Source organism: Segatella maculosa OT 289 (assembly GCF_000243015.1).
Taxonomy (GTDB): domain Bacteria; phylum Bacteroidota; class Bacteroidia; order Bacteroidales; family Bacteroidaceae; genus Prevotella; species Prevotella maculosa.
This window is the reverse complement of record NZ_JH594506.1, coordinates 1-26,649: the sequence shown is the minus strand read 5'-3', so window position 1 is coordinate 26,649 and position 26,649 is coordinate 1. Positions and strand designations below refer to the sequence as shown.

At 45.0% G+C, this 26,649-nt stretch carries 12 protein-coding genes; 2 read left to right on the top strand and 10 right to left on the bottom strand.

What is annotated here, in order from left to right; genetic code table 11:
- Positions 1–9: 9 nt before the first annotated feature.
- From HMPREF9944_RS08915 to HMPREF9944_RS08905, 3 genes are read right to left on the bottom strand one after another with little or no spacing between them, the layout of a single operon-like run.
- A complete protein-coding gene (locus HMPREF9944_RS08915) occupies positions 10–1,113 on the bottom strand; it encodes a glycoside hydrolase family 88 protein (protein ID WP_044113578.1) in 1,104 nt (367 codons plus the stop codon).
- A gap of 12 nt (positions 1,114–1,125) precedes the next feature.
- Complete coding sequence (locus HMPREF9944_RS08910) at positions 1,126–3,516, bottom strand: glycoside hydrolase family 2 TIM barrel-domain containing protein (protein ID WP_008565867.1); 2,391 nt, start codon at positions 3,514–3,516, stop codon at positions 1,126–1,128.
- 38 nt (positions 3,517–3,554) lie between these two features.
- The gene (locus HMPREF9944_RS08905) at positions 3,555–4,790 is read right to left on the bottom strand and encodes a rhamnogalacturonan acetylesterase (RefSeq protein WP_008565866.1); all 1,236 of its coding nucleotides are present in this window, start codon (positions 4,788–4,790) and stop codon (positions 3,555–3,557) included.
- 154 nt (positions 4,791–4,944) lie between these two features.
- Here HMPREF9944_RS08905 and HMPREF9944_RS08900 point away from each other — a divergent pair, with 154 nt between their 5' ends.
- The gene (locus tag HMPREF9944_RS08900; protein WP_008565865.1) at positions 4,945–9,147 is read left to right on the top strand and encodes a hybrid sensor histidine kinase/response regulator transcription factor; all 4,203 of its coding nucleotides are present in this window, start codon (positions 4,945–4,947) and stop codon (positions 9,145–9,147) included.
- A gap of 191 nt (positions 9,148–9,338) precedes the next feature.
- Here HMPREF9944_RS08900 and HMPREF9944_RS08895 read toward each other — a convergent pair whose 3' ends face one another.
- The 7 genes from HMPREF9944_RS08895 to rhaM form a co-directional block, all read right to left on the bottom strand.
- Positions 9,339–11,360 (bottom strand): rhamnogalacturonan lyase family protein, encoded by a 2,022-nt coding sequence (locus HMPREF9944_RS08895; protein WP_155814656.1) that lies wholly within the window; start codon positions 11,358–11,360, stop codon positions 9,339–9,341.
- 226 nt (positions 11,361–11,586) lie between these two features.
- On the bottom strand, positions 11,587–13,305 hold the full coding sequence (locus HMPREF9944_RS08890) for a RagB/SusD family nutrient uptake outer membrane protein (protein ID WP_008565862.1): 1,719 nt from the start codon (positions 13,303–13,305) through the stop codon (positions 11,587–11,589).
- Positions 13,306–13,323: 18 nt separating this feature from the next.
- Positions 13,324–16,143, bottom strand: coding sequence for a SusC/RagA family TonB-linked outer membrane protein (locus HMPREF9944_RS08885; RefSeq protein WP_008565861.1), 2,820 nt, complete (start codon positions 16,141–16,143; stop codon positions 13,324–13,326).
- Positions 16,144–16,179: 36 nt separating this feature from the next.
- The gene (locus HMPREF9944_RS08880; RefSeq protein ID WP_008565860.1) at positions 16,180–18,219 is read right to left on the bottom strand and encodes a RagB/SusD family nutrient uptake outer membrane protein; all 2,040 of its coding nucleotides are present in this window, start codon (positions 18,217–18,219) and stop codon (positions 16,180–16,182) included.
- A gap of 6 nt (positions 18,220–18,225) precedes the next feature.
- A complete protein-coding gene (locus HMPREF9944_RS08875; protein WP_008565859.1) occupies positions 18,226–21,414 on the bottom strand; it encodes a SusC/RagA family TonB-linked outer membrane protein in 3,189 nt (1,062 codons plus the stop codon).
- 191 nt (positions 21,415–21,605) lie between these two features.
- Positions 21,606–23,231, bottom strand: a complete 1,626-nt coding sequence (locus tag HMPREF9944_RS08870) for a rhamnogalacturonan acetylesterase (protein ID WP_044113577.1) — start codon at positions 23,229–23,231, stop codon at positions 21,606–21,608.
- Positions 23,232–23,265: 34 nt separating this feature from the next.
- Complete coding sequence (rhaM, locus tag HMPREF9944_RS08865) at positions 23,266–23,577, bottom strand: L-rhamnose mutarotase (protein WP_008565857.1); 312 nt, start codon at positions 23,575–23,577, stop codon at positions 23,266–23,268.
- 205 nt (positions 23,578–23,782) lie between these two features.
- Here rhaM and HMPREF9944_RS08860 point away from each other — a divergent pair, with 205 nt between their 5' ends.
- Positions 23,783–25,606, top strand: coding sequence for a rhamnogalacturonan lyase (locus HMPREF9944_RS08860; protein ID WP_008565856.1), 1,824 nt, complete (start codon positions 23,783–23,785; stop codon positions 25,604–25,606).
- Positions 25,607–26,649 lie beyond the last annotated feature (1,043 nt).

The window sequence follows — 26,649 nt, the reverse complement described above, 5'->3', positions numbered from 1 at the left end:
TTCATTTTCCTATTGTCCGACTATCTTTGCATAGGATGAGGCTCCCAACAGCCAGCATCCCGTTCCATAATCCTCAAAGTCGGGCACACTTGAATAAGTTACAGGTTGCCCTGCAGACGGGTCAGCTCCCGTACCTTGGTTCCAACCCAAGAAGCCATTCTCGTATACACAAGAAGCAATTGCTTTCCATGCTTTGTCGCAACTAGGTCGGTAAACGTTTACACGAAGTATACCATTTTTTATACCCCAGCTCATACCATAGAGAAACAAGGCTGTTCCAGTCATTTCGGGCCCTTCACAATACGTTGAAACCAAAGAGGCATTCCAAAACCCATCGGCTCGTTGTACTTTCAGCAAGGCCTTACTCATCAAGATAAAATCCTCTTTCAGTTCCTTATAGTAACTGTCGTGGGGTGAAAGCGTCTCCATCGTGCGCACCAAAGCAGCATACACCCAACCATTTCCACGGCTCCAATAGCAATTTTTCCCGTCAGGTTCCTTGTAAAGTGCTTTATAAACACTGTCGCGCCACCATAATCCATCTTCCTTGTTGAATAGTCCTCGGCGGTCGCGTGCGTCTCGATAGCTCAGCATACCATAGTCGATATATTTGCGTTCGTTTGTTATCCATGCATATTTGGCATAGACCGGAAGTGCCATCTGAATAGCATCTATCCACCACCAATAGTCTTTTCGGCCTGTAGCCATCTGCAAATCGAGGTTCTCTTTGGTTTTGTTTATCATCTTAGGATTGCCAACCATCGCATAACGGTCAAGGTAGGTTTGCTCACAACACTGGTTGTCTGCATCGGTTGTATGGACCCCATCACGTGCCGTCCACTGATGATAATCGGCCCATCTGTCTACATAGTCTATATAACGCTGTTGTGCATCAATGCTATATAAAGCCATTAGCCCCTCGTAATACACGGCTCGTGTCCACAGATGGCTCGGTCTTATTTTCTTCACATGGGTGGCAATAGTCGGATCGGGCCACTGTTTCACAAAGTAATCATTCACTGTTCTTGAAAGCAGGAGAACGCTTTCATTCGTCTGGGCTATTGATGCCACAGACATCATCAAAAAAACGATTGGTAATAGTTGCTTATACATCGTGAAATAAGTCTACATGAGTCTTATGGAAACCGCCTTCAAACCTTCTGCTATAGCCTGAAGTGTCACCTTACTTACAGTCTTTTCGGCTCGGAGAATAACCATAGCTGAGCCTTGGAAGAGCCGAATCTTCTGACCAGCAAAACTATCATTACAACAAATGTCGCCATTGCTTACACCAACAAGGTGAGCATTTCCCGTTACAGAGAATATAACCTGACGGTTGTCATTGAGAATGCGCCTTCCCTTATTGTCCACAACCTCGACAAGCACATGCTGTAAGTCGACACCATCCGCTTTCCATGTCTGCTTATCAGGCACAAGTCGCAGCCGTTCAGCCTTATTGGTGGTTTCCAAATGATGACGTGCCACGACCTTATGCCCATTATAGGCCACTACTTCAATAGTCCCCGGCATATAAGCGACATCGTTGAATGTGATTTTATTTCGTTTTTTAGGATCAAGTGAATTTGATTTGCGAGCTATCGTTTTTCCGTTGAGCAACAAGGTCACCTCTTCAGTATTGGTAAAGATATGAAGATTGACCTTAGAACCGGCAATGCGATTCCAATTCTCAGATAAAAAGGAAGTGCCCACATTCACTCCATTCCACCAACGGGTAGCTTTTCCCTCCTCTACCACAGCGATATGAACCATGGGGTCGGCAGAGAACATACTCTTTAGGAGATAGGCTATTGGTTTAGGTTGCAAGGAAATATCAAAAGAACCTTGGCTCCAGCCTTTTGCAGGCCAGCCATTACTCTCACCAATATAGTCGATACTGCCCCAATAAGCCAGTCCGACAACACTGTCAAGAGCCATTTCAAAGAAATTACTTCCCATGGCTGAGGTGCTTGCTTCACTCTGATAAAAGATCTTTTCTGGATAGAGTTTACTATCGCCCGGGAAGTACATGTACCGATAGTTATAGGCATTTACCTCTGTGGCAATGGCGAGCGGAGACGGAACAGCGTTCGTTTCGAGCGAGCGATAGCGAGGATGCATGGCTACGGTTGTAAGCCGGGAACTGTCATAGCGGTGGAGTTGAGTCTTGAGCAACTGATAATTGGTTACACCCCAATCATTGTTGGCCATACCGGCTTCCTGTTGAAGTTCGTTCCCTAAGCTCCAAAGAATGACACTTGGATGATTACGGTCACGCTTCACCCACTCTGTAATATCATTCTGCCATTGTAAGGTCCAGTCCACACGTCCGCCGGAATACTGCTTCAACCACTTATCATAGAGTTCATCGACAACCAATATACCATATTCATCACAAAGCCGATAAAAGTCTTCACTATAAGGATTATGTGAACAACGGATATGGTTGAAACCGAAACTTTTGAGTAACCGAATGCGCTTTTCTATGGCCCGGGGATAGGCAGCTGCGCCAAGAGCACCCAAGGTATGATGGTTGGCATTGCCCTTTAACAGCATTTTCTTACCGTTAAGACGGAAGCCGAAGGCCGGTCCGAACTCAATAGTACGCACGCCGAAACGGTCGGAAACACAATCAAGTACATCTCCTTTACTGTTATAGAGTGTGACTTCTGCGGTATAGAGATAAGGATGATCCGTATCCCACAGCTGGGGAGCTGTAAGCGTGATAGCTGGTAGCCGGTATTCATGCGATCGCCAGTTTTTGTAATAGCGTAAATTAAACTTATCATTATTTACCACACAGCCTTTGGCATCAAGAATGCGTACACCCACACAAACCGTGTCCACATTTTCCATGTAGCAAAAGTCTGCCTGAATGTTTACCTTTCGGTTTTCTTGCGTTGTGATATAGAGCGGGTGGCGGTTGAAATGGTTTTGTTTATCAGTGACGATGATGCGAACACCGCGGTAAAGTCCACCACCGGTGTACCATCGGGAGTTCCTTGGGCCCTGTGTTTCAGCCGTAACAATGATTTCATTGGGCTTGTCATAGATGAGCTTGTCGGTTACATCGCATTCAAAACCAAGGTAGCCATAATCGGTTTTTCCTATATGTTGGCCATTGAGATAGACGTCACCCACCAGCATGATGCCTCCGAAATCAAGCAACACACGCTTGTTTCGCCAGGCAGCAAGGGGTATTATCGTCCGTCGATAGATGCCTTTGGTAAGTTCTTTGAAGCCACGTGCCGACAGACGGCTCTTGATATTGGCGGCCGCATTCGTGGCATCGCCTTTCTCTTCGGGCGAAGGAGCTATCCACGGTTGTGAAATCTGAAAGTCATGGGGCAGACAGATGGTTTCTTCGAACTTCAGTCCGGCAAACGATGTTGGCAGTTTTTCGACCTCTGAAAAGCGGTGAAACTGCCAGCTATCATTCAAACTGATGGTGTCGCGCTGTGCAACAACAGGAACGGCCATTATCAAAGCGAACAAAAAAGTTGTTAGTATAGTTCTCATGATTGAATTTTAGATATCCATACGATTGAAAAAGAATATCAGTTACCATCGGGCTTCATCGTATCATAAACCGGAGTGGGATACCATGTGAAGCGTTGCCAACTGTCGGGGGCTGTCGGTAGAAAGTCGTGCCAATCTTTCCGCAATGCAGAAACAATCGGTAGTCCGAGTTGCTTCATACCCATGACGACCATTTTTGCAACTTCATAGGCGCCGAAAGCATTGAAATGGGTATTGTCAGCTAAAGCCTTCATCTGTCCAGGAAATGTTCCCGCTGCGTAATATACGAGTGCTCGTTTACTGTCTTCTTCACCGAGCGTTTCAAAAAAAGTGCGGGTCATCTCATGAAGTTCGATGATTGGCACACACTCTCGACGTGCCACCTCGCGCATAGCAGCGGGATAGTCACCATGGGTTTCAAGAATACGGTGGCTATCTTTGTTAAAAAGTCGGCGTTGCGTTGGTGTAACAAAGATGATTATTCCTTTTGCTGCTCTTATCCGGTCGATGAATATTTTCAGAGAATGGGCAAAGTTGTAATATGCACCATCACCGAAACGGTGCTCTTTTTGGTCGTTATGTCCAAATTCGCACAGCACATAGTCTCCGGGCCTCATCATGGAAACCACTTTGTCAAGGCGTCTTTGGTTGATAAAAGACGTTGCACTGAGTCCGCTCTCTGCATGATTACTGATGGCAATTGATGCATCGAACCATCGCGGAATCATCTGACCCCAGCTTGCCCAAGGCTCCTTGGCTTGGTCTACTACCGTTGAATTACCGCAAAGAAAGATTGTCACAGCGGTTGTGTCGGGTCGGATATCGATTGTTTTCACTGCAGGTGTAGGTCCGTTAAACTCAAATGTAAGCCGATTATCCCAATCGAGATAGTCCTTCTCCCTTGGTTTAAGGACTACATTCGTGTTTCCATCAATAATTGGAGAACGTTTATTGACAACAAAAGTATAGGTCTTGAACTTACCTTTGTCTGTTGTTGTCTGTTCAAGTAATAAGCGACGGCTTTCCGCTCTGACTACCGTTTGGGCCTTACGCTTACTTGAACCAAGTGTAACTGTAACATGATAGTTGCCATCAGGTACTTTCACAGAAAAGAAGAAAGGCTTCTGTGACCCTTTCGGTGGAGCAGCCATGACATCGTATCCATAGCCAATGGCGTCCGAATATTGGGGCTGTTGGAGCGTCATATCAAAAGTCTGTGCCAACAAAACTGTCGAGAAGAAGCATAGAAAAAAGGTAGTTCGTAATTTTTTCATTCCAAGATTGTTTGTTACAAAGATAGCCAAACTCGGGAATAACCTTCGGGGAAATAGTACGAAAAACGGTATTTTAGTACACTTAATAAAAAAATATTAGTATATTTGCCATTAGTTAAAAGCTCATCTCCGGTCTCTAAGAATAATCATACAAATGAGTAAACGCATCCTTTCTTTTATATTCTTGCTCATTCAACTGTCTCTGATGTCGGGACAGAATCATAATCAGTATGCTGTAAAACACATCTCCTCCATCAACGGCATGTCTGGGAATACCATTTACAGCTTCTATCAAGACCCTACTGGATATATATGGCTCGGCGGAACGGGTGGACTTGACCGCTATGATGGCTATCGTTTTGTTGCTTTCAACGATTTAGGACTTACCCATAAGTCCATTCAGCATGTGGGAAAGTTCTATCCCGATGAAAGAAACAACTTGTTATGGGTGTTCACTTCGACCGACACCTATGGTTGTTACAATTTGAAGAAAGGACGTTTTGTAGATTTTTCCGACAAAAAAGAGATGACTCGCGCTTTCCATAAATGCCATATCTCACCGGGAAGCTATTGGTTTTGGAGCAGAGAATTCGGCTTACGCCACATCAGTTACAGGCAGGGAAGATTTAAAACTACCGATTATACCGTTGCCAATCGTAGACTTTTCGACAACGATATTCGCCAACTTGCAGAGACTTCGCAGCATCATATATTCCTTGCAACGCGTTCGGGAATGGTTCTCATCACGTCTCAAGGGCATGTAAAGTGGTTGTCGCGTGGTGAAGAGATGCTCTGGTGTATCGCTAACGGAAACGAAGTGTTAGCCTATTCACGCAAGTCACAGCAGGTTTTCGCCTACAATGGCAACGGCAATATCATCAGCAAATGCCCTTTGCCCGCGATGATGGGACGGATAGGTGCGATAAGGTCGAGTTTCATTTGGCAGGGGAAATGGTATATTCTTGCAAGCACGGGTACCTTCATTTACGATATCAAGCGGAAAAGATTTGAAAAACCAACCGACTTCATGATCACAAACGGTCACTTACAAGACGTTGTCGATGGTTATCAATTTGTTGCTGACAAAAGTGGAAAGCTGTTTATCTTCCCTCCTAAAGGCAAGATGAGGACACTGGATATTATTCCCAACCTGCTATCAACCATTGACAAGAATGGCATTTACAAAGTGGCACGCAGCAAGAACGGACTATTTTACATTGCCACCTATGGTGGTGGACTCTTCACTTACGACTATCCGAAAGATAAACTTACGCGTTATACGGCTGAAGATCCTGTACCACTTATTAATTCAAACTTTCTGCTTGACGTGCTCATTGACCATTCCGGGGCGATATGGATCAGTTCCGAACGAACAGGGATCAGTCTCTTGAGTCCCTTGCTCAGCAGGATGGTAACCTATGCCTATCCGCAACCGGGAAAACGGGGCGACTGGTCGAATCATATACAGAGCATCTTCAAGAATAAAACAGGCCAGATTTGCATCTACACAAAAGACAAGAAAAGCTATGTTTTCGATGTTTCGTCTTTTCAGTTTAGCCCCATTGCAACCTTGCCTGGGCAGATTACGAACTCCATCACCGACTCGAAAGGCACTTCATGGACCACAACACGCGACATGGGGTTATACCATGGCAGTGTGAACTATTCTGATTTACAAATAAACCACAGAATAAGTAGTCATGAATGTACCGATATCGTGGAAGACAAACGCGGACGTATTTGGGTCTCAACATGGAATAGCGGACTCTATATGGTTGACAATCAAAACCAATCACCCCTCAAATTCCACCGGCTGATAAATAAAGATTTCAACGAGGCGCGCATCACTAATATGGAACTCCGGAACGATGGCATTCTCTTCCTTGGCACCTATAACGGCTTGTATGCTGTGGACACAAGAAAGAAACATATCTCTGATGTTGATTTCAAGGTATTCAATGTCATGAACGGAAAGCTTCCCGGCGACGAAGTCACCTGCCTGCGTATTGATCGCAAGGGCATGTTATGGGTAGGAGTGACAGGTTGCGGACTGCTCAAGCTGGATTTTAGTCGAGGAATCGACCATATGCAAATGACCCAACTCACCCGTATTGACGGATTGTCAAACAACAATGTGCAGAGTATAGAACAAGACCAACGAGGGTATATTTGGGCAAGTTCGGAAGAAGGGGTGTCGCGTGTCAACGAACAAGGAGAAGAAATCTACCGTTATGAACTGAGTTCCGATATTCTGAGCAATGCCTTCTGTACCAATAGTTCTATGTCTATGTCCGACGGAAGGATACTTTTCGGCTCCGGAAATGGGCTTGCTGTTGTCAGCCCCGGCATGATTCCTGAGAACCATGCAGCCAACCGAACGGTACTGATTACCGACCTACTCATTAATGGAACGGATATCTATGAAGAAGGTGCAAGCATATTATCGGACACGAACCTGTCGCTGACAAGAAGAATTGAGCTTCCTCATGATAAAAACTCGCTGACCCTTTTCTTCTCTAACTGCTATTACAGAAACATCAGCAGCCAAGTCTATCAGTATTATCTTGAGGGATCAGACCGATATTGGCGCCACTCTACCGGCAACAATTTTGCCGACTATGACAACCTTCGTCCGGGAAACTATACGTTCCACGTACGTTCCAAATCAAGTAATGGCTGGAGTCCCGAGACCGTCTTGCAAATCACGATTAAATCGCCGTGGTATGCTACGACATGGGCATGGCTACTCTATGTCGTTATCATTGCTGGCATCGCTTTCGCCGGTCAACATTTCTGGTACGAACGCTTGAAATTGAATCGCAAACTTGAGGTAGAACGACAACTGACCGACTTCAGACTCAACTTCTTCACTAATATCACGCACGAGTTCCGCACCCCGTTGGCCATTATTCAAAACTCGATTGAGCGGTTAGAAAAGGCCGAAACGGTTTCAAAAACGGCCATCGTTACTGCCCGTAGAGGCACTAACCGACTGCTTCGCTTGGTGAACCAGCTGATGCAATTCCGCAAGATCAACACGGGAAACATGAGGATTGCCGTTGAGAAAGGAGACATTATCGCCTTTACACGCAATATCTTTCAAGATCTCTATACCGTCGCACAGCAGAAAGAATTGGTTATGACATTCACTGCATTTGACCGCAGCCACGAAATTTACTTCGACCGACAAGGTGTTGAAATGATGGTTTATAACATTCTTTCGAATGCAGTGAAATACACACCCTCAAAGGGACACATCGACGTAAAGATTACCTGCAACGAGAGAAATGTGCTCATCTGCATCACAGACGATGGAGCCGGCATCAGTTCCGAGCTCAGACAATCAATGTTCTCACCTTTCATGAACGGGCAAACGGCTCAAGGCGGCATCGGCATCGGACTCTATAACGCAGCTCAAATAGCCAAATTACATCATGGAAGTATCACTTATCGGCAGGTAAATGACGTCGGTGGAAGTTGTTTCACCATCTCCTTGCCCGACACTGAGACCGTCTACAGCGCCGAAGAATACAGACAATCCGTAAGTCGGGAGCTTGTAGAAGACGGGAATACCAAGCCTATAGATAACTTTATCCGCGAAATTCTTCCCCGTGCACTGAATGATATCACTGTTGGAATTATCGAAGATGATTTCGACATGATGGAGCAAATCAGGCATGAAGTAGGCGTTTATTTCAACACCAAAGGGTTCATGAATGGAGAAACCGGCTATGAAGGCTGCTTGGCCCTGAAGCCCGCACTCATTATCTGCGATGTGATGTTGCCCGATACAGACGGCTACGAAATAGTGAAGAAGTTCAAGAAGACCGAAACGACAAAAAACATTCCCATTATCATGCTGACAGCCCTTGCCGACGAGGCCCACCAAATCAAAAGCTACCAAGCTGGGGCCGATGATTACATGATCAAGCCTTGCAACTATCGGCTGCTCGTTGCCCGAATGGTGCAGCTCATCAAATGGCGTAACGAGAAACCCCTCGAAGTTACATCATCTGGTACACGAGAAATCATCGTATCGAAAGCAGAAAGGTTGTTCAAAGAGCAAGTGGAAGCGCTTATAGTCAATCATCTCGATGATTGTATGCTCTCAGTAGACGCACTTGCCGAAATGATGAAAATGGGACGCACGAAATTCTATGGGAAAATGAAAGACCTCTATGGTATTTCACCCAACAAATACATCATGAACGAGCGCATGCGCATTGCTGCAGAATTGGTTTCGTCTGGAAAGTACACGATAGCCGAAGTGAGCTACCGCGTAGGTATTCAAGATCCATCTTATTTCAACAAATGTTTTAAAGCCAAATATGGTGTCGCTCCGAGTAAATACAAATAGAAATATAAAAGCAACACTATCAGGTTGTTTTTATGAATAACGAGTTCTAAGTTGATGGTTTCAATTGCGACACCTAATATCAGCCATATTGCACGGTAATCTCAGTCTTTTTAGCGCACAATATAGCTGATATTACCTCGCAATATGGCTGAAACAAGAAAAGCGTCTTCACTTGTTTTGAATGCAGCGGTTTATTTCACGGCAACTTTCTTGCCGTCAATGATATATATACCCGGCGTAACACGGTTGTCATTTAGCTTCACCCCACCGAGGTTATATATGGTCCGAACGTGGTCGGAAGCTGTTTCCAAAGGCTTTGTGATGGCCGTTGCAGGATTGTCTTTCAGCGCCTTGTAGTATTCTACAGGACTATAACCGAGGTGAGGAGGCTGGTTGTATCCGCAGTTTTGCCATGTCACGGCCATGTCGTAGACGTGATCGTCACGCAGCCACGGCAGTTTATATTGACTTTCGCGCGTAGATGTGAAAGAAACCAAATAATAGTCGCCCTCGTGCTGTGCCCAATAGACGGCCTCTTCGCGCCAATCGCCATAGAGATCGCATTGCAGATTGGGATTATACTTCGTAGCGTTGATGCTGTTTGCACCATAACCATTGGCATAAAGCGTGGTCATGCGGTCCCATGTCTTGGTGTCTGAGTTCCATTTGTCAATATGTGCACGGTCATGATACTCATCGAGCAAGTCACCGTCCCAGTAAATACGGTAGTTGATAGACGAGTTCTTTGCGCCTCCCACGCGCCATGGGGCGATTTCCGTGCCGTCGCAAGCGATGAGATTCGGGTTGTCCCAATACATCATCTCCGAACCTGCGTACGTACTATCGCAATCAAGGGGCATTCCGCGGCCCGTGTCGCCGCCCGTCTGCCTGAAACCACGCATGATGCGACCCGTCTTGGCGTCGATGAGGGCAGCATCGTAGGCCACCGTGCCGTATTCGGTGATGGTGAACACCTCAAGTCCGGGATTGGAAGGGTCGAAGTCGCCCAGATGCGTGGCGTCGCCGTGTGCAAGACCGGTACGCCAAAGCAAAGAACCATCGTCGTCGAGTGCTGCCGTACCCACCATGATTTCGTCAAAGCCATCACCATCCATGTCGCCCGTGGTGAGGCTGTGCGCTCCCTCGCCGTAAATGCCCTGTCCGGGCACGTCGGACGTGTGCCGCCAAAGCGTCTTCAGTTGATGACCGTCCCACGTGTAGGCTGCAGCATAGCTGTAGGTGTAGATTCCCCGCACGGTGACGGCGCACGGTTTTGCTTTCCCTTCGACGTTGAGGAATGCAACGCAGCCCTTGAACCAATTACCCCGATGCCCGTAGGTGGCTCCGTCTTTCCGTCCGGGCCGGTCGTCCCAATTGCTTCGAACGTCAAACAAGGGCCAATAGTCTATGGTGGCCAACTCTTTGCCCGTCACACCATCGAAACAAGTGAGCCACTCTTGGCCGCCGTTGGTGACGACTCCGGCAGCGTTGATGCTTGAAAGTGAGTGGTCGGCTGTAGCAGCAGGACCGGTATGGAGGTAATTTCCTGTTGCATCTTGGCTGCCCTGCGCCGTCTTCACGATGATTTCTCCCTTGCCATCTCCATCGAAATCGTAGCAAAGGAAGGTGAACCTGCAGCCTGCCAGCACGTTAGGTCCGAAGTTGATGCGCCACATCTGCGTGCCGTCGAGCTTATAACAGTCGAGTATGGCAGGTGCCGTGGCCTTCAAATCGGCCCCCGAATTCGACGGAGCCCATTTCAAAATGATCTCTTGTTCGCCGTCACCGTCCATGTCGTAGGCCGAACAATCGTTCGGTGTGTACGTAATCGTCGAGCCGTCACTCCATATCACGTCGGCAGGATGGTTCAGCTTGATATTATGATAGAACGCAGGATCACAGCTGACACCGCCTTGTGAATCGATGAGCTTCGATTGTTTGTCAAGCACCTCGAGCCTGAAAGTTGCGTTTTTGTAGGAAAGTGGAAGGCTCACATTGGTTCGGTCTTTGAGTGTGGCCACGAGTTTTTCGTCGGCATACAGCTTGTAAGTGGTTTTGAAAACGTCGTCGGTCTTACGCATTCGCCAACTGACGAAAACCTTTTTCTGCTTTCCTTCACTGAGCGAGGCCCATAAACCGCGCGATTTGTTTTGTGCCTGAAGGCCTGAACTGCAGGCCAACAGCGCGACAACGAGACATAGAAGTTTTTTCATTGTGTAAAGGTGTAGATTCATGTTATAGGATATTTGTTCGTGAAAAGCTATAGTTGTAGGGGACGGATATAGGAGTTGGCGAATTCCCACCGCGGTGAAAAATATTTTTCACCGCGGTGGGAAATATTTCCCAACACGGTGGCACTAATTTCCCACCGCGGTGGGAATTCGCTCATCCTAAGAGGTGTGGGGCACAAGTGACGTTTCTGTGCCCCTCAACTCCCTTTTACCAGCCCGGATTCTGCAAGAGGTTACCGTTCTTCATGCGCTCGGTCTGGGGAATGGGAAAGAGATACATCCGGTCATCCCACTGGCGTTCCACCTTTCGGCGCGTGTAACTGATGTTCCCATCGCTGTCTTTGGTGAGCTTCATTTCATAGATTTCCTTGAAATAATGGTCGGCCTCTTTCCAACGACGCACGTCCCAGAAGCGATGCCCCTCGAATGCCAGCTCAACAAAACGCTCGTTACACAGCCGTGTCCAGAAGTCTCCGCTACTGCTGAGGTCGGGCATGCCCACACGTCGGCGGGTCTTGTTGGCTGCCTCGCGTGCCGACATGGGGAATTCGGCTGTCGTGGCGTCGGCACTTCCCAGATATTTGAACACGGCCTCGGCATAGTTGAGATAAAACTCACCCATACGGAACGTGAGCCACGTGTGGAACGACTCTTTCACCTTACCGTTTCCGGCCAGCGAAATGGCTCCGTTGCAGAACTTCTTCAAGTAATATCCCGTGGGCGTTGCACCTGTAAGCGGTTCTCCGTTTACTCCGCCTTGGAACGTTTCAAGCGGTGTGGCTCCGGAATACGTGGGCCATTGATCACCATTGACAGCCACGGTTGCTGTTAGGCGTGGGTCGCGGTCTTTATAAGGATGGGCAGCATCGTAGCCCGAACCGGTCTCGTTGATGGACAGGCCTGTGGTCTTCATGTCGTAAGCATCTACAAGGTTCTGGGTGGGACAGTTGCCACCGCTTCCTCCTTCAATACCTACGGGATAGTTGTTGGACTCAACAAGATTGTCGCCGGTGGGGTTCTTGAAGTAACGTCGGCCGAAGATGATTTCCTTGGCAATGGTGGGGGTGTTGAAACTCTTGGCTGCCCAGAGGTCATTGTAATGTGCCGTGAGTCCCTTGCCACGTGCTTCGGCGGCGTCGAGCAGCTCTTTGGTGTAGCGTGCAGCATCGTGATAGCGCTCACGATCGTTCGACGTGTTGAAGAGCGGACTTGCCCAATAGAGGGCCGCACGTGCTTTCAAGGCCAGAACGGCAAGGCGGTCGGCACGTCCCGACTCTTCGGTTCCCGTAGAGAATTGACCGAGATTGCTGTAGTCGGCAACGATTTTGTCTTGAATGTCGTTGCTTTCTTTGATGATGAAATCAAAGACTTCGTCGGAAGAGTTGCGGCTCAACGTGTTGACAACCTTGGCCGGAAGCTCGCTTGTCACAAGGGGTACGCCACCATATTGGCGCACTAAGGCAAAATAGAAATAGGCTCGCATGAAGCGACATTCATACTTGTAATTCTCATAACGGTGCATCTGAGCACCGTAATCGGCGTTGAGTTTCAACTCTTCAAAGTCGAGTCCCTGCATTTGTCCAAGCACGTGGTTGCATGTTTTGATGCCCGCATACATGCTGTTCCACACACTTCCCTTGGCATTCGTGGCACTCCATGCGCCGTTGTAGAAGTCTTCAATGCTGTTGCCCAGCTTGCTGTAGACGCTCTCATCAGTGGCCGAGGCCTGCATGGCACCGCCCGAATAGTTTCCAAAGTCGTAGTCGACCGTGTTGTAGATGTCGGTCATGAAGCCACCAACGTTCTGGAAGTTCTTCGTGATATAGTCTTTACCATAGATGTTGTACTCGTTATAGTTCATCTCGTCGTTGCATGAAGCCAACGCCAATACGACCAAAACACCTTGGAATAATTTATTGATTTTCATAGTTCTTTCTTGTTTTGATTAGAAAATAACGCTCAAACCCACAGCAATACTCTTGTTGAGTGGCATGACTCCATAAGCCTCGGGATCGCTCTTTTCGAGATGACTGAAGCATAACAGGTCTACTCCGCGTATATAAAGCTTTGCACCATTGACAACCTTCGTCTTCGCGAGAAGCGATTGGGGAAGATTGTAGTAAACCTCGATGTTACGCAGCTTCAAGAAAGAGCGGTCTGCCAACCACAAGGTAGAGGTTTGATAGTTGTTAGCATTGCTTTGACTGCTTAAACGTGGGAACTTTGCTGTTGCAGCTGTGGCTTCTGTCCAGCGATTATCATACGCATACTGTGATATGGTCGTGTTCCCCACGAGCGGCCAGTACATGCTCTTGGTATTAAGGATAGCACTGTAATTGCCCGTTCCTTGAAACAAAGCATAAAAGCCCAAGCCTTTCCACTCGGCTCCAAGGTGGAAATTATAATAGATTTCGGGTGCCGTGGTACTGTGTCCGATAGCAACTTTGTCATTAGAGTCGATGACATTATCACCATTCACGTCACGGTATTTGACATCACCCGGCTTCACTATGGAGAATGTCTGCACAGGACTTGCTGCGATGTCAGCCTCGTCTTTGAAGAATCCTATTGCCTCAAGTCCATAAATCTGTGTATAGGGATTTCCTGTCTGTACGAGATTTTTATACAGGCGAGGCTCTTCGAGCATGTCTTTAATTTTGTTTTTGGTAAACATGAAGTTGCCACCCGCATTGAAAATTACATGTCCTAACCGCTTGTTATAGTCAAGGCCCAGTTCCAAACCATGACTGTCAACGACACCGGCGTTCTCATAAGGGGCATCCATACCGAGAACTGCCGAATATTTGCCTGCCGACGAAACCCAAATGGAAGTGCGATGCTGTTTCCATAGGTCAATCGTGACGTCAAGGCCACCCAAAAGTTTAGCATCTATACCAATATTGTACTTATAGGCCTTCTCATGGCTCGGATTAGCTGTGGCCATACGACCGAGATAAGTGCGACCGAACTCGGAATTCCAACCGCTATCGAAAGGATAAGTAACGCCACTGGTGGCATACTGCTGTGCATAGTAGGTCCATTCATTGTCGCCCGGCAGATAGTCGGCATTAATAATACCAGCCGAAGCACGCAGTTTCAGAAAGTTCAACCAGCCAATATACTGCATGAAATGTTCCTTAGAGATGACCCACGCCGCTGAAAGCGTAGGCGAAAAAGCCCATTTTGTTCCGGGCGCCAATCGACTGCTGCCACTCTCCACAAGTGCAAGGTCGGCAAAATAGCGGTTGTTATAACCATAATGCGTCCACCATGTGACGTCCTGTCTATACAGCGTGTTGTTGAGTCCCTCAGGATCTTCATATTCATAGTCCCACTTCAATTGCGAGAATAAGCTGTGAAGTCCGAATGTTTGTTGGTAGTCAAAGCCTCCATCAAAGTGTAATCGACGGGAATATGCATTCACAGCAGCTCCTTCTCCCATGGGGCTGTCGGTTCCATAAGTGGCTTTCTTCACCGTAGGTTCGGTATCACTATCGGCCCATGAAGGTGCATTTACACTGTAAACGTACGTTTTACTATGGTTTTCGTAGACATTGGAAGTATTATCATAACCTACACGAGCTACAGCAGAAAGTCCTTTGAGCCAAGAAGAAAGATTCTGTTTGACTGTCACATCAAAGAACAGTGAGCGTGAATGATTCTTATAGTAGGCTGCTCCAATGCTTTGTGCCACAGGATTGATGGTTCCTGACCAAGTATCGCTGCCGGCCCATACGCCGTGTTCGTCTTTTATCGGGAATGCAGCCGCTGGCAATGAATAAACCATGGACCATAAATCGGCCTGTTTTCCAGGCTGTGATGTTTCTTGTAGTATGCCAAGTAAGTTGACACGTATGTCTGTGGTAGGTGTCAGACTGATATCAAGATTCATACGCAGATTTCCTTTCACATATTTATCTTGCGTCGAGTAGCCGTCGTTCTCATGGGGATTCTTTATGTATCCTTTGTCTGAGATAAGGTCAAGCATCGTGTAATAGCGAAAACTCTTTCCTCCACCACGGAATACCAAGTTATACTTATTCGTCATGAATTGATTACGGAATGTCTCATCTACCCAGTTTATGTTAGGATAAAGATAGGGCAGAGTACCGGTGCGCAAAGCCTCAAGTTCCTTATTGTTATAGCGCGGCGTAAGACCATCATTCTGGCGAGCCTCATTAATAGCTCTACCATAGGTATAGGCATCAACAAACCGGGGCTTCTTTACCAAAGAATTGAAAAGATGGTCATAAGTAAATTTGATAGTGCGCGAATTATATTTGCCTCGTTTTGTTGTAATAAGGATTGCGCCATTTGTACCCTTGTAACCGTAGAGTGCAACAGCGGCAGCATCTTTAAGGACACTGACGCTTTCGACTTCTTCGGCAGTGATAGAAGTGATGTCACGTTCGATTCCATCGACAAGTATGAGAGGTGCATTCATCCTATTCAATGTTTGAAGCCCACGCACGTAGAATGTTGGATTCTGCAAAGCAACCCGGCTATTGTTTTGCAAAGAAACCAGACCGTTTCCTTGTCCAAGAATACTGTTTCCGATATTTTTGGCACTGCGGTGATCGAAATCTTGTGATGTTATCACAGAGACAGCTGCTGTCGACTCTTCACGTGTCAGTTCTTTATCGGCCCCCACATCAATTGTTTGTCCGAAGAATTTATCTTTCTTCTCTACTTTGCTCCCTTGTGCCGCAGCCGGAAACGTGAGCCCGACCAGTAAGGAAAACACAATTATCTGTATTTTGTTCATAATCATCTATTTTTCTTTTTGATTAGCTTACTAAGATTACCAACCTGCATTTTGCACCAATCCGTACTTCTTATTAATTTCAGAAATAGGGAATGGCTGTAGATACCATTTCGGATCAAATCCATTACTCCACCAGTAGCGAGCACCGGTTGTAATTTGGAAACGCTCAAAATCAAAATAAGATGGTTCGTAGAAGTTGGGATCGGTCTCTCTAAGTTTCTTGTTAAACGATTTATTATACCATTGACTCTCTTCACGTTTCCAATTCCTTCCGTCTCGTACAAGGCGATAGATACGAAGTCCGTGGAGTGGACGCTCGAACAAATCGGCACGTTTATAACGAATCATATCAAAATAACGTTCATTCTGAAAGGCAAGGTCGCAAGCACGCTCACGCATGATTTCCGCAAGCAGGTTTTCCTTGTTGGTAAGAAGCTGTTTGTCAGGATTACATTCAACAAGCCCTTTCAGTCCGACACGAGCACGCACGGCATCAACCAATTTGATAGCTTCCGTATGATTACCGTCGGCTTGCAACAAGGCCTCTGCATAAAGTAGGTAGATATCACTCAACATAATGGCATTCCATTGTGGATATTTACGACGGAAGCACTCACCTACAATATATTTCAGCATGCGATAGCCTGTACCATATTTACCTGAATTGGTTTTCGAGGCCTGTCCAACCTGTGTCCCGCCTACCCACATTTCCCAATTCGCTCCATAGGCTTTACCATCTCCCCAATTAAGACTTTGTCGATCTCCATTCACCATAACAGTTTCGTAAAGGCGTGGGTCTCTGGTATAGGTAATGTTTTGCAATAGTTGCTGACCTCTAACTGTATCACCGTCAATAAACATCTTACTGAGTTTATGCTCACGTTTTGTCTTTTCCCAATCGAAAGGCCTCCCATCAGCCCAAGGGAACATTTCTACATATTCCTGTGTCGGACAATAGGAGTAACGGTCATTTCCACCGCTGCCATTGGCACTATTCCCCCAACCCAAAAAGTACCAGAGATAGTCATTATAATGAGCCTTATTACTGACACGGATACTATGCAGTATCTCTGGGCTATTCTCTTGAATATAGCCACTACGAAAAGCGTAGCGATAATCTTCCTGAGTAGTTCCCAATGGCTGTACCAAATGGTAATGCCCATTGGAATTCATTTGGGCAAAAAAGTCCGCACAAGCATTCTTAAGTTTCTGCCACAATTCGGGTTTATAGCCGCCATACCAAGCACAGTCATCTTTATCGGTAGTATATTTGCCAGCAAAATAAGACTTCGAATCATTAAAAAGTGGGGAAGCAGCAAAGGCAAGTATCTTACATTTCAAGGCCATCGCACCAGCCTTCGTCCAGTGCCCGGTTTCGGCAGCGGCCTCTGAACCGGTATATGCCCAAGGCAGATGATTGCTATTAATGACCACATCTAAAAGATTGGTCATATAGTTTACTGTCGCCTCTACACTTTGACGAGGCAAATCGTAGCTGCTTTCAGATCCGGTGTAGGAGTTATACACAAGGGGTAAGCCTCCATACCAACGAAAGGTTATGAAATAGGTGTAAGCCAATAGACAGCGTGCTTCGTCCTTGATACGAGCCTTTTCATCATTTTCCATACCCGGCACCTTGTCTATATTCTCGATGATTACCCAACAGTGGCGTACATTTTCCCAAATAAACTCATTGGTGAAAGGATAGATATTACCGTTTTTCCTACCATCTATTTCTGATGTCAGAGAACCATTATAATATTTACTGAATACAATAGTATTATTGAAAAGCAGCTGAAAATCATCACCAAGTGCATCGGGCATACCTTTCCAATAATTAAGACATTGCGGAGCATTGTTGGTAGAAAGTGTCGGAAGGTTATAGTACATCTTCGAATAAATACCCGCTAAGAACTGGCGTGTATATTCTGGATTGCTGAAAACGGTATCAGCAGTAACAGTCCCGCCGGGTGCCTTCTCTAAAAAGGCATCACCAAACTTTACGGTATCGGTGCAGGAAACCAATCCTAAAAGGATTAGGGCCACACCCAAGATATGTTTAAGTTTCAAAATCATAGTGCATTAAAAATTAAGTTTCAAGCTTATGGTATAGGTTTTCTGAAGAGGATAAGAAGGAGATACACTCGCACGAGTTTCGGGATCGCCCCAAATATAAGGAGTGAATGTAAGCAGATTGTAGCCACTCAATGCCATCTGTGCACGGGTCACCCCCAACTTTTTGAGGAAAGTGAAGTGCATATTATAGGCTATCATCAATGTCTTCAGTCGGAGATACTTGGCATCTTTTTCATAAAGGCTGCAGTCTTGATAGTTGTTTACATCACCATGACTCCATGAAGCGCGAGGGTACTCATAGTTCTGGCCCGGATTTTCAGGATTCCATGTGTTGTCAAGGTGATATTTCAGTAGGCCACCACGATCTTTTGTCGTGCGGTCGATGAACGGATAGCGGAACACATCGCTGATAATACGAGAAACATTCCATGCACCTGTCCACTGCGAACTGAACTCAATATCCTTGTAGGAGAATCCAAAACTTAAACCAGCCATGTATTCCGGGTCATCGGTATATCCGAGTTCACGGGTTTTATCATTTCCGTCAATAACACCATTACGATCGAGATCCACAAAAACAGCGTCACCATCTTTCAAGTCTACAAGTTGTTTTGGGAAAGGTGTCCCGAATGTTTCTTCATATAGACGTGGAGTGTCGGCATCATAAAAGCGGAAGAACTTATACATGTAGCGGGCACCAATGCGGTGGTTCTTTTCATACTGATACATATTATTAAAAGGCGCCTCTTTCTTTTCAATGATTTTATTCCTGTTGTTCGAAAGGTTCAACGTAGCCCAGTAGCGGAAATTTTTATTTATTTTATTATTCCATTTCAATGACACTTCCCACCCCCAGCTGTCAACGATGCCAAGGTTTGAATAAGGCATATTGAAGCCTACCAAATCAGGAGCGGTAAAGTCACTTAGCAAAATGTCGGTACGATGTTCTTTATAGTAATCGAAAGAAGCACGAAGGCGGTCGTTCAAGAAATTGATATCAACACCATAGTCTTGCTTAAAAGCCTTTTCCCATGTTACATCTGGATTATTCTTGCTCTTTTCATAGGCTCCACTGTAAAGTTTTGAGTTCTCGATACCATAGTTATAGGCCCAACCCGAACGAGCTGCCATAGTCCCGTTATTAACGATATAAGGGTCAGAAAGGTACATAAAACGGCTGCCACCAATCTTATCATTGCCAACTAAACCCCATGATGCACGAAGTTTTAAGAATGAGACAACACGCCTTAAAGGTTTGAAAAACGCTTCGTCACTGGCAACCCAACCTACCGAACCTGCGGGAAAGATACCAAAACGGCGGTTGGGATGGAAATTCTCCGAACCATTGTAGCCGATATTGAACTCAGCCATGTAGCGATTATTCCAATCGTAGGTTGTACGACCTACCAATCCGACATATCCGCGCGGAATATCTGAATAGCTACCTGGATAATAGGTCTTGCTTTGGTTATAGAGAAGAAGCCCACTGACCGTGTGCAAACCGAAACTACGATTGTAATTCAGAGAGGTCTCAAAATACCAATCACGAGCTTTACCTGTAGATTCTTCATACGAGGGAGGGGTGTTTTCACCAGCCTTTCGGTAAGCTATCGAACCATTGTCTTGAATAACAGGAAAGTAAGTGGCACGACCGACCGTGGCTCCTTTGGTAACGGCGAACAAACTGTTATAAGAACCTTTTACTTTGAAAAGTAATCCCTTGGTTAAGAAACTAAGTTTCTGCTGTAAAAGAAGGTCCATCTGCAGTTTGTTGTCGTTATAATGATAAAAACCACCCCAACCGGCATTGTTGTAATAAGTCATAGCATTACCACCTACAAATGGAAGGGTGATACCGTCTGTGTAGTCTGTTGTTGTAATGACCTGACGACCACCTATAATACCCGGACTTGAGAACGGAGTAGACTGTGTCATTTCCATAATCATGCCCGAGGCTCCCATACTGGTATGAGGCTTCTGGGAATTACTCACGTTGCCAGCCACATTAAATGACAGTGTGGTCGTCGGAGTGACATCTAAGTCAAGATTCGTTCGATAATTGAAACGGTCATAACGATAGTCATAATGAAAATCATCGATAAACTCCTTGAAAAGACCGCCTTGAGTCATGAAACCGGCAGAAATGAAGAAACGCATTGATTTTGTTCCACCACTGATATTAATATTGTGCTTTGTCTGCATAGTGGATTTTTTCATAATATAGTCGCTCCAACGCATGTTGGGAAAGCGAATAGGATCACTGCCGTCTTTGAATTTCTCAAGAAGTACATCTGAGAACATCGGTGTGAAAGGTTCACCCGAAGAAAAATCAAAGTCATTTCGTTGCATCTGATTAAAGAACTTACCATACTCATAAGAGTTTGCTTGTTCAAGCATTTTGGTTGGCTGCAAAATGGAGAACGATGACGAGAGATCAATTCTTGTGTTACCTTCCTGCCCGCGTTTTGTGGTTATCAATACGACACCGTTAGCACCACGAACACCGAATACTGCTGTTGCAGAAGCATCTTTCAGTACTGTAATACTTTCTATATCTTCAGGGTCAATATCACCCATTGAACGTTCAACACCATCAACCTGAATAAGTGGTGCTGAATCAGCCCATGTTCCTTGACCTCGGACAAACACTGTAGCTGCATCTGAGCCAGGCTCGCCTGAATACTGTACTGTAGTGACACCTGAAAGCTGACCTGCAAGAATATTGTTCACGGATGAAACAGGAGTTCTTACAAGATCCTCTCCCTTAACAGATGAAAGCGCACCGGTGACAGTAACTTTTTTCTGTACACCGTAGGCTACGACTTCCACAGCCTTTAGATTCACAGCACCGTCAGACTTCATTACTACTTTCATTCCGTTTTTGGCCTCGATGATTTCATCTTTCAAGCCGATGAAAGTAATTTTCAACTTTGTTCCAGGCTTTACATTAATTACAAATGTACCATTGAAATCTGAGACGGTACCTTGTGTCTTTCCGCCATTTACAACAAGAACCGTTGCCCCAATAATGGGTTCGCCATCCTCATCAACAATGGTTCCACGAATACTGGAGGTTTGCTGTAGACTACCTACAGCAGCTTTCGCTTGCAACATACTCAACGGACTGAAAGTTAAGGCCGAACATGCCACAGCTATTGGCAGTAATGTTCCTTTTATGAGCTTCCTATTATTCATATGATATTAAAGGTTAATTGATTTGCAATTCTTGATATTTGAGTTTCAAGATTTATCAAGGTGATTTGTTTGTAGTTGTTTTCTGTTCATTTTATTCTTGTTTAGGTTGTTAGCTACAAAATTAACGGAGACAACATATTAATATATGAGATAAATGTACGGATTTAGGTAAAATCATACGATTTACTCTCTTATTTGAGATATTTTGCAAGACTACAGCTTTCCGCTCTCAAGCCTTTTACTATGTTCTTTGCATTCAGATAGGCACCTTTCATGCTACTATGAGTATGGTCGTGTTTGAAATACTTTGAAGATTTTTCCTTACTTCCGCAATGTTTATCAAGCCAGTCAGCTGTGATATTATGCAGATCGACAAAGTCAACACCCGTTTCTTTGACAATATCACGATACCATTTTCCATAAGTATCATTTCGCCGTTCTATCTTATGGTCAACCCACTCGTTTCGTGGGGTTAACGATATGAGAATTGGTATTGCTCCCTTCTCTCTCACATCATCGATAAACTTCTTAAGATACCAACCAAAGCTGTAAACTAATTCATACTTACCATCGTTTTCGTTTCGATATACATGGCAGGTATCTGCCGATGAGGCTATAACCCCACGTGCTTTTTCCTTATTGATACTACCAATGTCATTGTGTCCAAATTGAATTAAAACGAAATCGCCTGGCTGTAAGGAATTATAGACTCTCTCCCAACGTCCTTCGTTTAAATAGGTTCGCGTGGAACGTCCTGCTTGAGCAGCATTATACCATTGTATTTTCCTTTTATCAAAGATCATATTGGCAAAAGCACCCCACCCCCACATGCCTTCTTTGTTCTTATCTTCATTCTTTACCGTAGAGTCACCGGTAATCCAAACCATAGGTTTGCCAGCTTCACGCTTTACTTGATATATGGGTAAAGCCAAGGGTAACATCATTTGTTGGAGAGGAATTAACATGGGATTTGGACTACAAGCAATCCCCTCTGCTGCACAACGAGCATTCATCTCGGCACCGAAGGAACTGGTATGGATATGGTCGCCATAGAAGTGATATTTCTCTTTCCATTTGCTGTAACCGTCAAGTTTTGCACCTGAAAGTTCATTCAAATCAATGAACGGCACACCCTCTTCGGCCGCCACTTGCATAAGCCAACGACTATGTTCTTTTATAACAATCTTTCCGGTTTTGTCATCGTAGGCGTCACGGGGAGTAAGCGACATCAATACAGCTTGTCCACCTCGGGCACGTGTCTCGCGAATATATCTGCGCATGTATTCCCCATACGTGTATATGGTTTCTTTTTCGCCTGTTTCCTTAATGGTTACGTTTAGAGAATCTTTTCCCACACCGGGAATACTCGCACGCGCCCTGCCTCTGTCATAAGGACCATTGTCATTATGCCCAATAGAAATAATTACCCAATCACCAGGCCGGATAGCATCCCGAACTGGAGCCCATAATTTCGTATAGAAGGTTCGACTTGACATTCCGCCAAGTGCTTGATTTTCCACGCTGATTTTATTCTTATCAAAATACTTTTGGAAATAGTATCCCCACCCCCATTGCCCGTTATTGCCATTGCCAAGGGTTCCATTGCGCATGGTAGAATTGCCTACAAGGAATAAAACGGGCTTCTTCTCTTTGCGACTTGACCCGGGGACGGGGCGTGCGGTCATGGCTATTGTCAAACTATCGTAAGTGTTGTCTACAACCTTATTGACATCTCTGAGCGGTTCTGCTATCTGGGCCTCTATATTTAAGGATACAAGAACCCACAGCATTGCTGATAATATTAATTTTGGATTCATGTTTTTATACGAATAACAATTTCTACAAAGTGTTTTATAAATGGAACAATTCGATAAGCGGAACACTCACCGGCGAGTAATCTTTATTTGTAACCATAATGTCGGCCATCATATTCCACCATTTCCGAGTGATGGCATCGACTGCGGCTTGAGAATTTGTGTCTTTGGAACACTCCTGATAAGCAAAGAGCACATTGGTCTCCTTATCCCAAAAAATACTGTAATTACTTATTCCCTGATGCTCTACCAATTGCTTTTTCAGTTCCGGCCAAATGGCAGTATGTCGTTTGGCATACTCATTTTCACATCCTGGTTTTAGATACATTTTAAAGGCAAATCTTTTCATTGATAGTAATGTTTTTGGTATTTCTTTTGCAAAGATAGTACATTGTGAAGCATTATAAGTTTTGATTTTTGTCCTATCACATGGAAATTTGTACGAAACCAACGAAATTTGTACATGCCGAACAATATCACCAATAACTACAAACTTTATTTTCTATTTTTGCATCAACATGGAACTGCATTCCATTAAGAAAATAAAAAGTTATATGAAAACACTATTTGCCTTTCTCGCGTTTATCATTTTACATGTTTCCCTGCATGCCCAATGTCATTATGCTTCAAATCTTCAAACCGATGCTATTCGCTCACGTGCTTTAGTGGCCTTTCCGCTTTCCGACTCAACAGTTGCCGTCAGTTGGCGAATGTTGACAACCGATAAAAAGGACAAGAGCTTTCTTATATATCGTAATAATCATCTCATTACACCACAACCGCTGACCAATGGGGGCTGTTACTTTGTTGACCACTACAAGGCTAACAAACACACAACCTATATCCTAAAAGATATTCAAGGCAATATGTTGGGATCGTTCAACATGAAAGCCCATGCACCGCAAGGCTACTTATCAATACCGTTGTCGGCACCTGCACCCGGAGTGTCCCCCGACGGACGGTCTTACACCTATTCGGCTAACGATGCCTCTATCGGTGACTTGGATGGAGACGGACAATATGAAATTATCTTGAAGTGGGAACCAAGCAACGCACACGATAATTCACATTATGGTTATACCGGCCCCACTTATTTAGATGCACTGAAACTTGATGGAACCCGGCTCTGGCGTATCAATCTTGGAACAAACATACGATCCGGTGCACACTATACGCAGTTCATGGTCTATGACTTCGATAATGACGGTAAAGCCGAACTGATGTGTAAGACCGCAGACGGAACAATAGATGGAACGGGCCGCGTGATAGGCGATGCAAATAAAAACCGACTGTGTTATCAAGATGGACGCCCGGCTGACCGACCGCTCTCAGGCCCTGAATATCTGACGGTGTTTGAGGGGACAACCGGCAAGGCTTTGAAAACAGTAGATTATGTACCTGCTCGTGGCAACATTAAAGATTGGGGCGACGCCTATGGTAATCGCTGCGATCGTTTTCTTGCTGGTGTCGGCTATTTCGATGGACAACACCCTTCGGCACTCTTTTGCCGTGGATATTATACACGCACGGTTCTTGCTGCATGGGATTGGGACGGAAAAGAACTCACAAGTCGATGGGTATTCGACACCAACATGCCCGGTTATGAGGACTATATGGGACAGGGAAACCATAATCTCCGTATTGCTGATGTTGATGGAGACGGAAAAGATGAGGTTATATATGGGGCCATGACAATAGATGATAACGGAAAGCCACTCTATAATACCCACTTCGGCCACGGAGATGCCCTACATCTGGTTCCGGAGCCGCATACGAACAGACTTTTTGTCTGGGATTGTCATGAAAACCGTGTCGATGGCGTAGAATTGCATGATGCTGCAACAGGAAAAGTGGTCTTCCAAAATAAAAGTAAAATGGATGTAGGCCGTTGTTTGGCAGCAAATATTGACCCGTTAAATCCTGGATTTGAGCTTTGGAGCAGTGCTGACAGAAACATCTATGCCACCGATGGACGTAAAGTGGGGCGGTTCGACCGCCGAAACTGGTCAATCAATTTCTCCATCTATTGGGATGGAGACAGTTTACAAGAGTTGCTTGATCATGAAACGGTCTACAAATATGATTGGAACAAGAAGCAACTCTTTACTCTCACCTATTTTGAAGGGTGCGCATTCAATAATTGGTCGAAATCGAATCCTTGCTTTTCTGCGGATTTCCTTGGCGATTGGCGTGAGGAAGTCGTAACCCGTACAAAAGACAATACAGAGCTGCGTATCTATCTTACGCCTTATCCTACAGAGATTCGAAACCCCAGTTTAATGCTCGATATCCCCTATCGCCTGAGTGTTGCCACACAAAATGTAGCTTATAATCAACCTTCGGAACTGAGCTACTATTTCCCTTATGAATGGAAGTAGAAAAATTGAACTTTGTTTCAGTCGCTATATCTCGCCTGTAGGGACGCACGGGCCGTACATCCCTACAGGCTTCTTGGCATAATTTGGTTGAAACAAACGGCCTACAAACCGTGCAGAATAAAGAAATATACATCATTAAAAGATGCTTCACCACATGGATAGAATGTGCACATATTTCATTTTTTTAAGCGCTTTGCCTGCCATCAGTCGGCCGGCCGACCGACACATCACGTAATCTCAGCCATATTGGGCGCTAATCTCAGCCATATTGCGTGGTAATATGGCTGGGGTTGCTTCGCAATCTGGCTGAGATTGAATTGCAACAAGGCTGAAGGTGTCTTGCCTCGGCCTTGTCCGCCGGCACATCGTTCCGGCTACAAACAAAAAAGCCCCAAGGGCATTACTGTCCTCAAGGCACACTTTGAAAAATAGGTTTAATCACAACAGGTGGAAATACACGAAAATAAAGACCGGATAGCATGCAGCAATAAGAAAATATAGCAAATTGCTTTTAATTTTACCTCGTGCATGCAATCTATCTTCCACGATATGAAGAACCGTAATCATTGAAACGATAAGTATGGAAACGGCATACCTCGTAGTTATATTGCCATTAAAAACCTTTATGACGAAATCAGTAATCCAACCGATAAAGCCAATAATAATAAAAAAAGAAATTATTCTACATCGCATAAAATATTTTTTAATACAAATAAGCTATTAATTCTTATTTGTATTGTTAACTGTAATAGAACGTGTTTTATTATTTTCATTAGCAATCCAAAACTCATCTATCAAGATTTTAGAATTTCTAACAATCTTGTTGTACTTATCCATCTTAACAGTTGTATTTTCAGCAGTATCATTAAAATCAGAATTACACGAAAACAACATTAAAGACAAAACACCAAATAAAACAAATAACTTTTTAATAAAGATGAAACTTATACCTACAATAGGTCTTAATTATAAAACACAAATAGTTTCTTGGATTCAAATATATAAAGAAAAATAATATGTATGCAAAAACCAATCCAATCTTT

Coding starts and splice junctions, on each gene's coding strand:
- HMPREF9944_RS08885 (WP_008565861.1), bottom strand. CDS start 16,143: ATGAACAAAATACAGATAATTGTGTTTTCCTTACTGGTCGGGCTCACG.
- HMPREF9944_RS08900 (WP_008565865.1), top strand. CDS start 4,945: ATGAGTAAACGCATCCTTTCTTTTATATTCTTGCTCATTCAACTGTCT.
- rhaM (WP_008565857.1), bottom strand. CDS start 23,577: ATGAAAAGATTTGCCTTTAAAATGTATCTAAAACCAGGATGTGAAAAT.
- HMPREF9944_RS08860 (WP_008565856.1), top strand. CDS start 23,783: ATGAAAACACTATTTGCCTTTCTCGCGTTTATCATTTTACATGTTTCC.
- HMPREF9944_RS08895 (WP_155814656.1), bottom strand. CDS start 11,360: ATGAAAAAACTTCTATGTCTCGTTGTCGCGCTGTTGGCCTGCAGTTCA.
- HMPREF9944_RS08905 (WP_008565866.1), bottom strand. CDS start 4,790: ATGAAAAAATTACGAACTACCTTTTTTCTATGCTTCTTCTCGACAGTT.
- HMPREF9944_RS08910 (WP_008565867.1), bottom strand. CDS start 3,516: ATGAGAACTATACTAACAACTTTTTTGTTCGCTTTGATAATGGCCGTT.
- HMPREF9944_RS08890 (WP_008565862.1), bottom strand. CDS start 13,305: ATGAAAATCAATAAATTATTCCAAGGTGTTTTGGTCGTATTGGCGTTG.
- HMPREF9944_RS08915 (WP_044113578.1), bottom strand. CDS start 1,113: ATGTATAAGCAACTATTACCAATCGTTTTTTTGATGATGTCTGTGGCA.
- HMPREF9944_RS08870 (WP_044113577.1), bottom strand. CDS start 23,231: ATGAATCCAAAATTAATATTATCAGCAATGCTGTGGGTTCTTGTATCC.
- HMPREF9944_RS08880 (WP_008565860.1), bottom strand. CDS start 18,219: ATGATTTTGAAACTTAAACATATCTTGGGTGTGGCCCTAATCCTTTTA.
- HMPREF9944_RS08875 (WP_008565859.1), bottom strand. CDS start 21,414: ATGAATAATAGGAAGCTCATAAAAGGAACATTACTGCCAATAGCTGTG.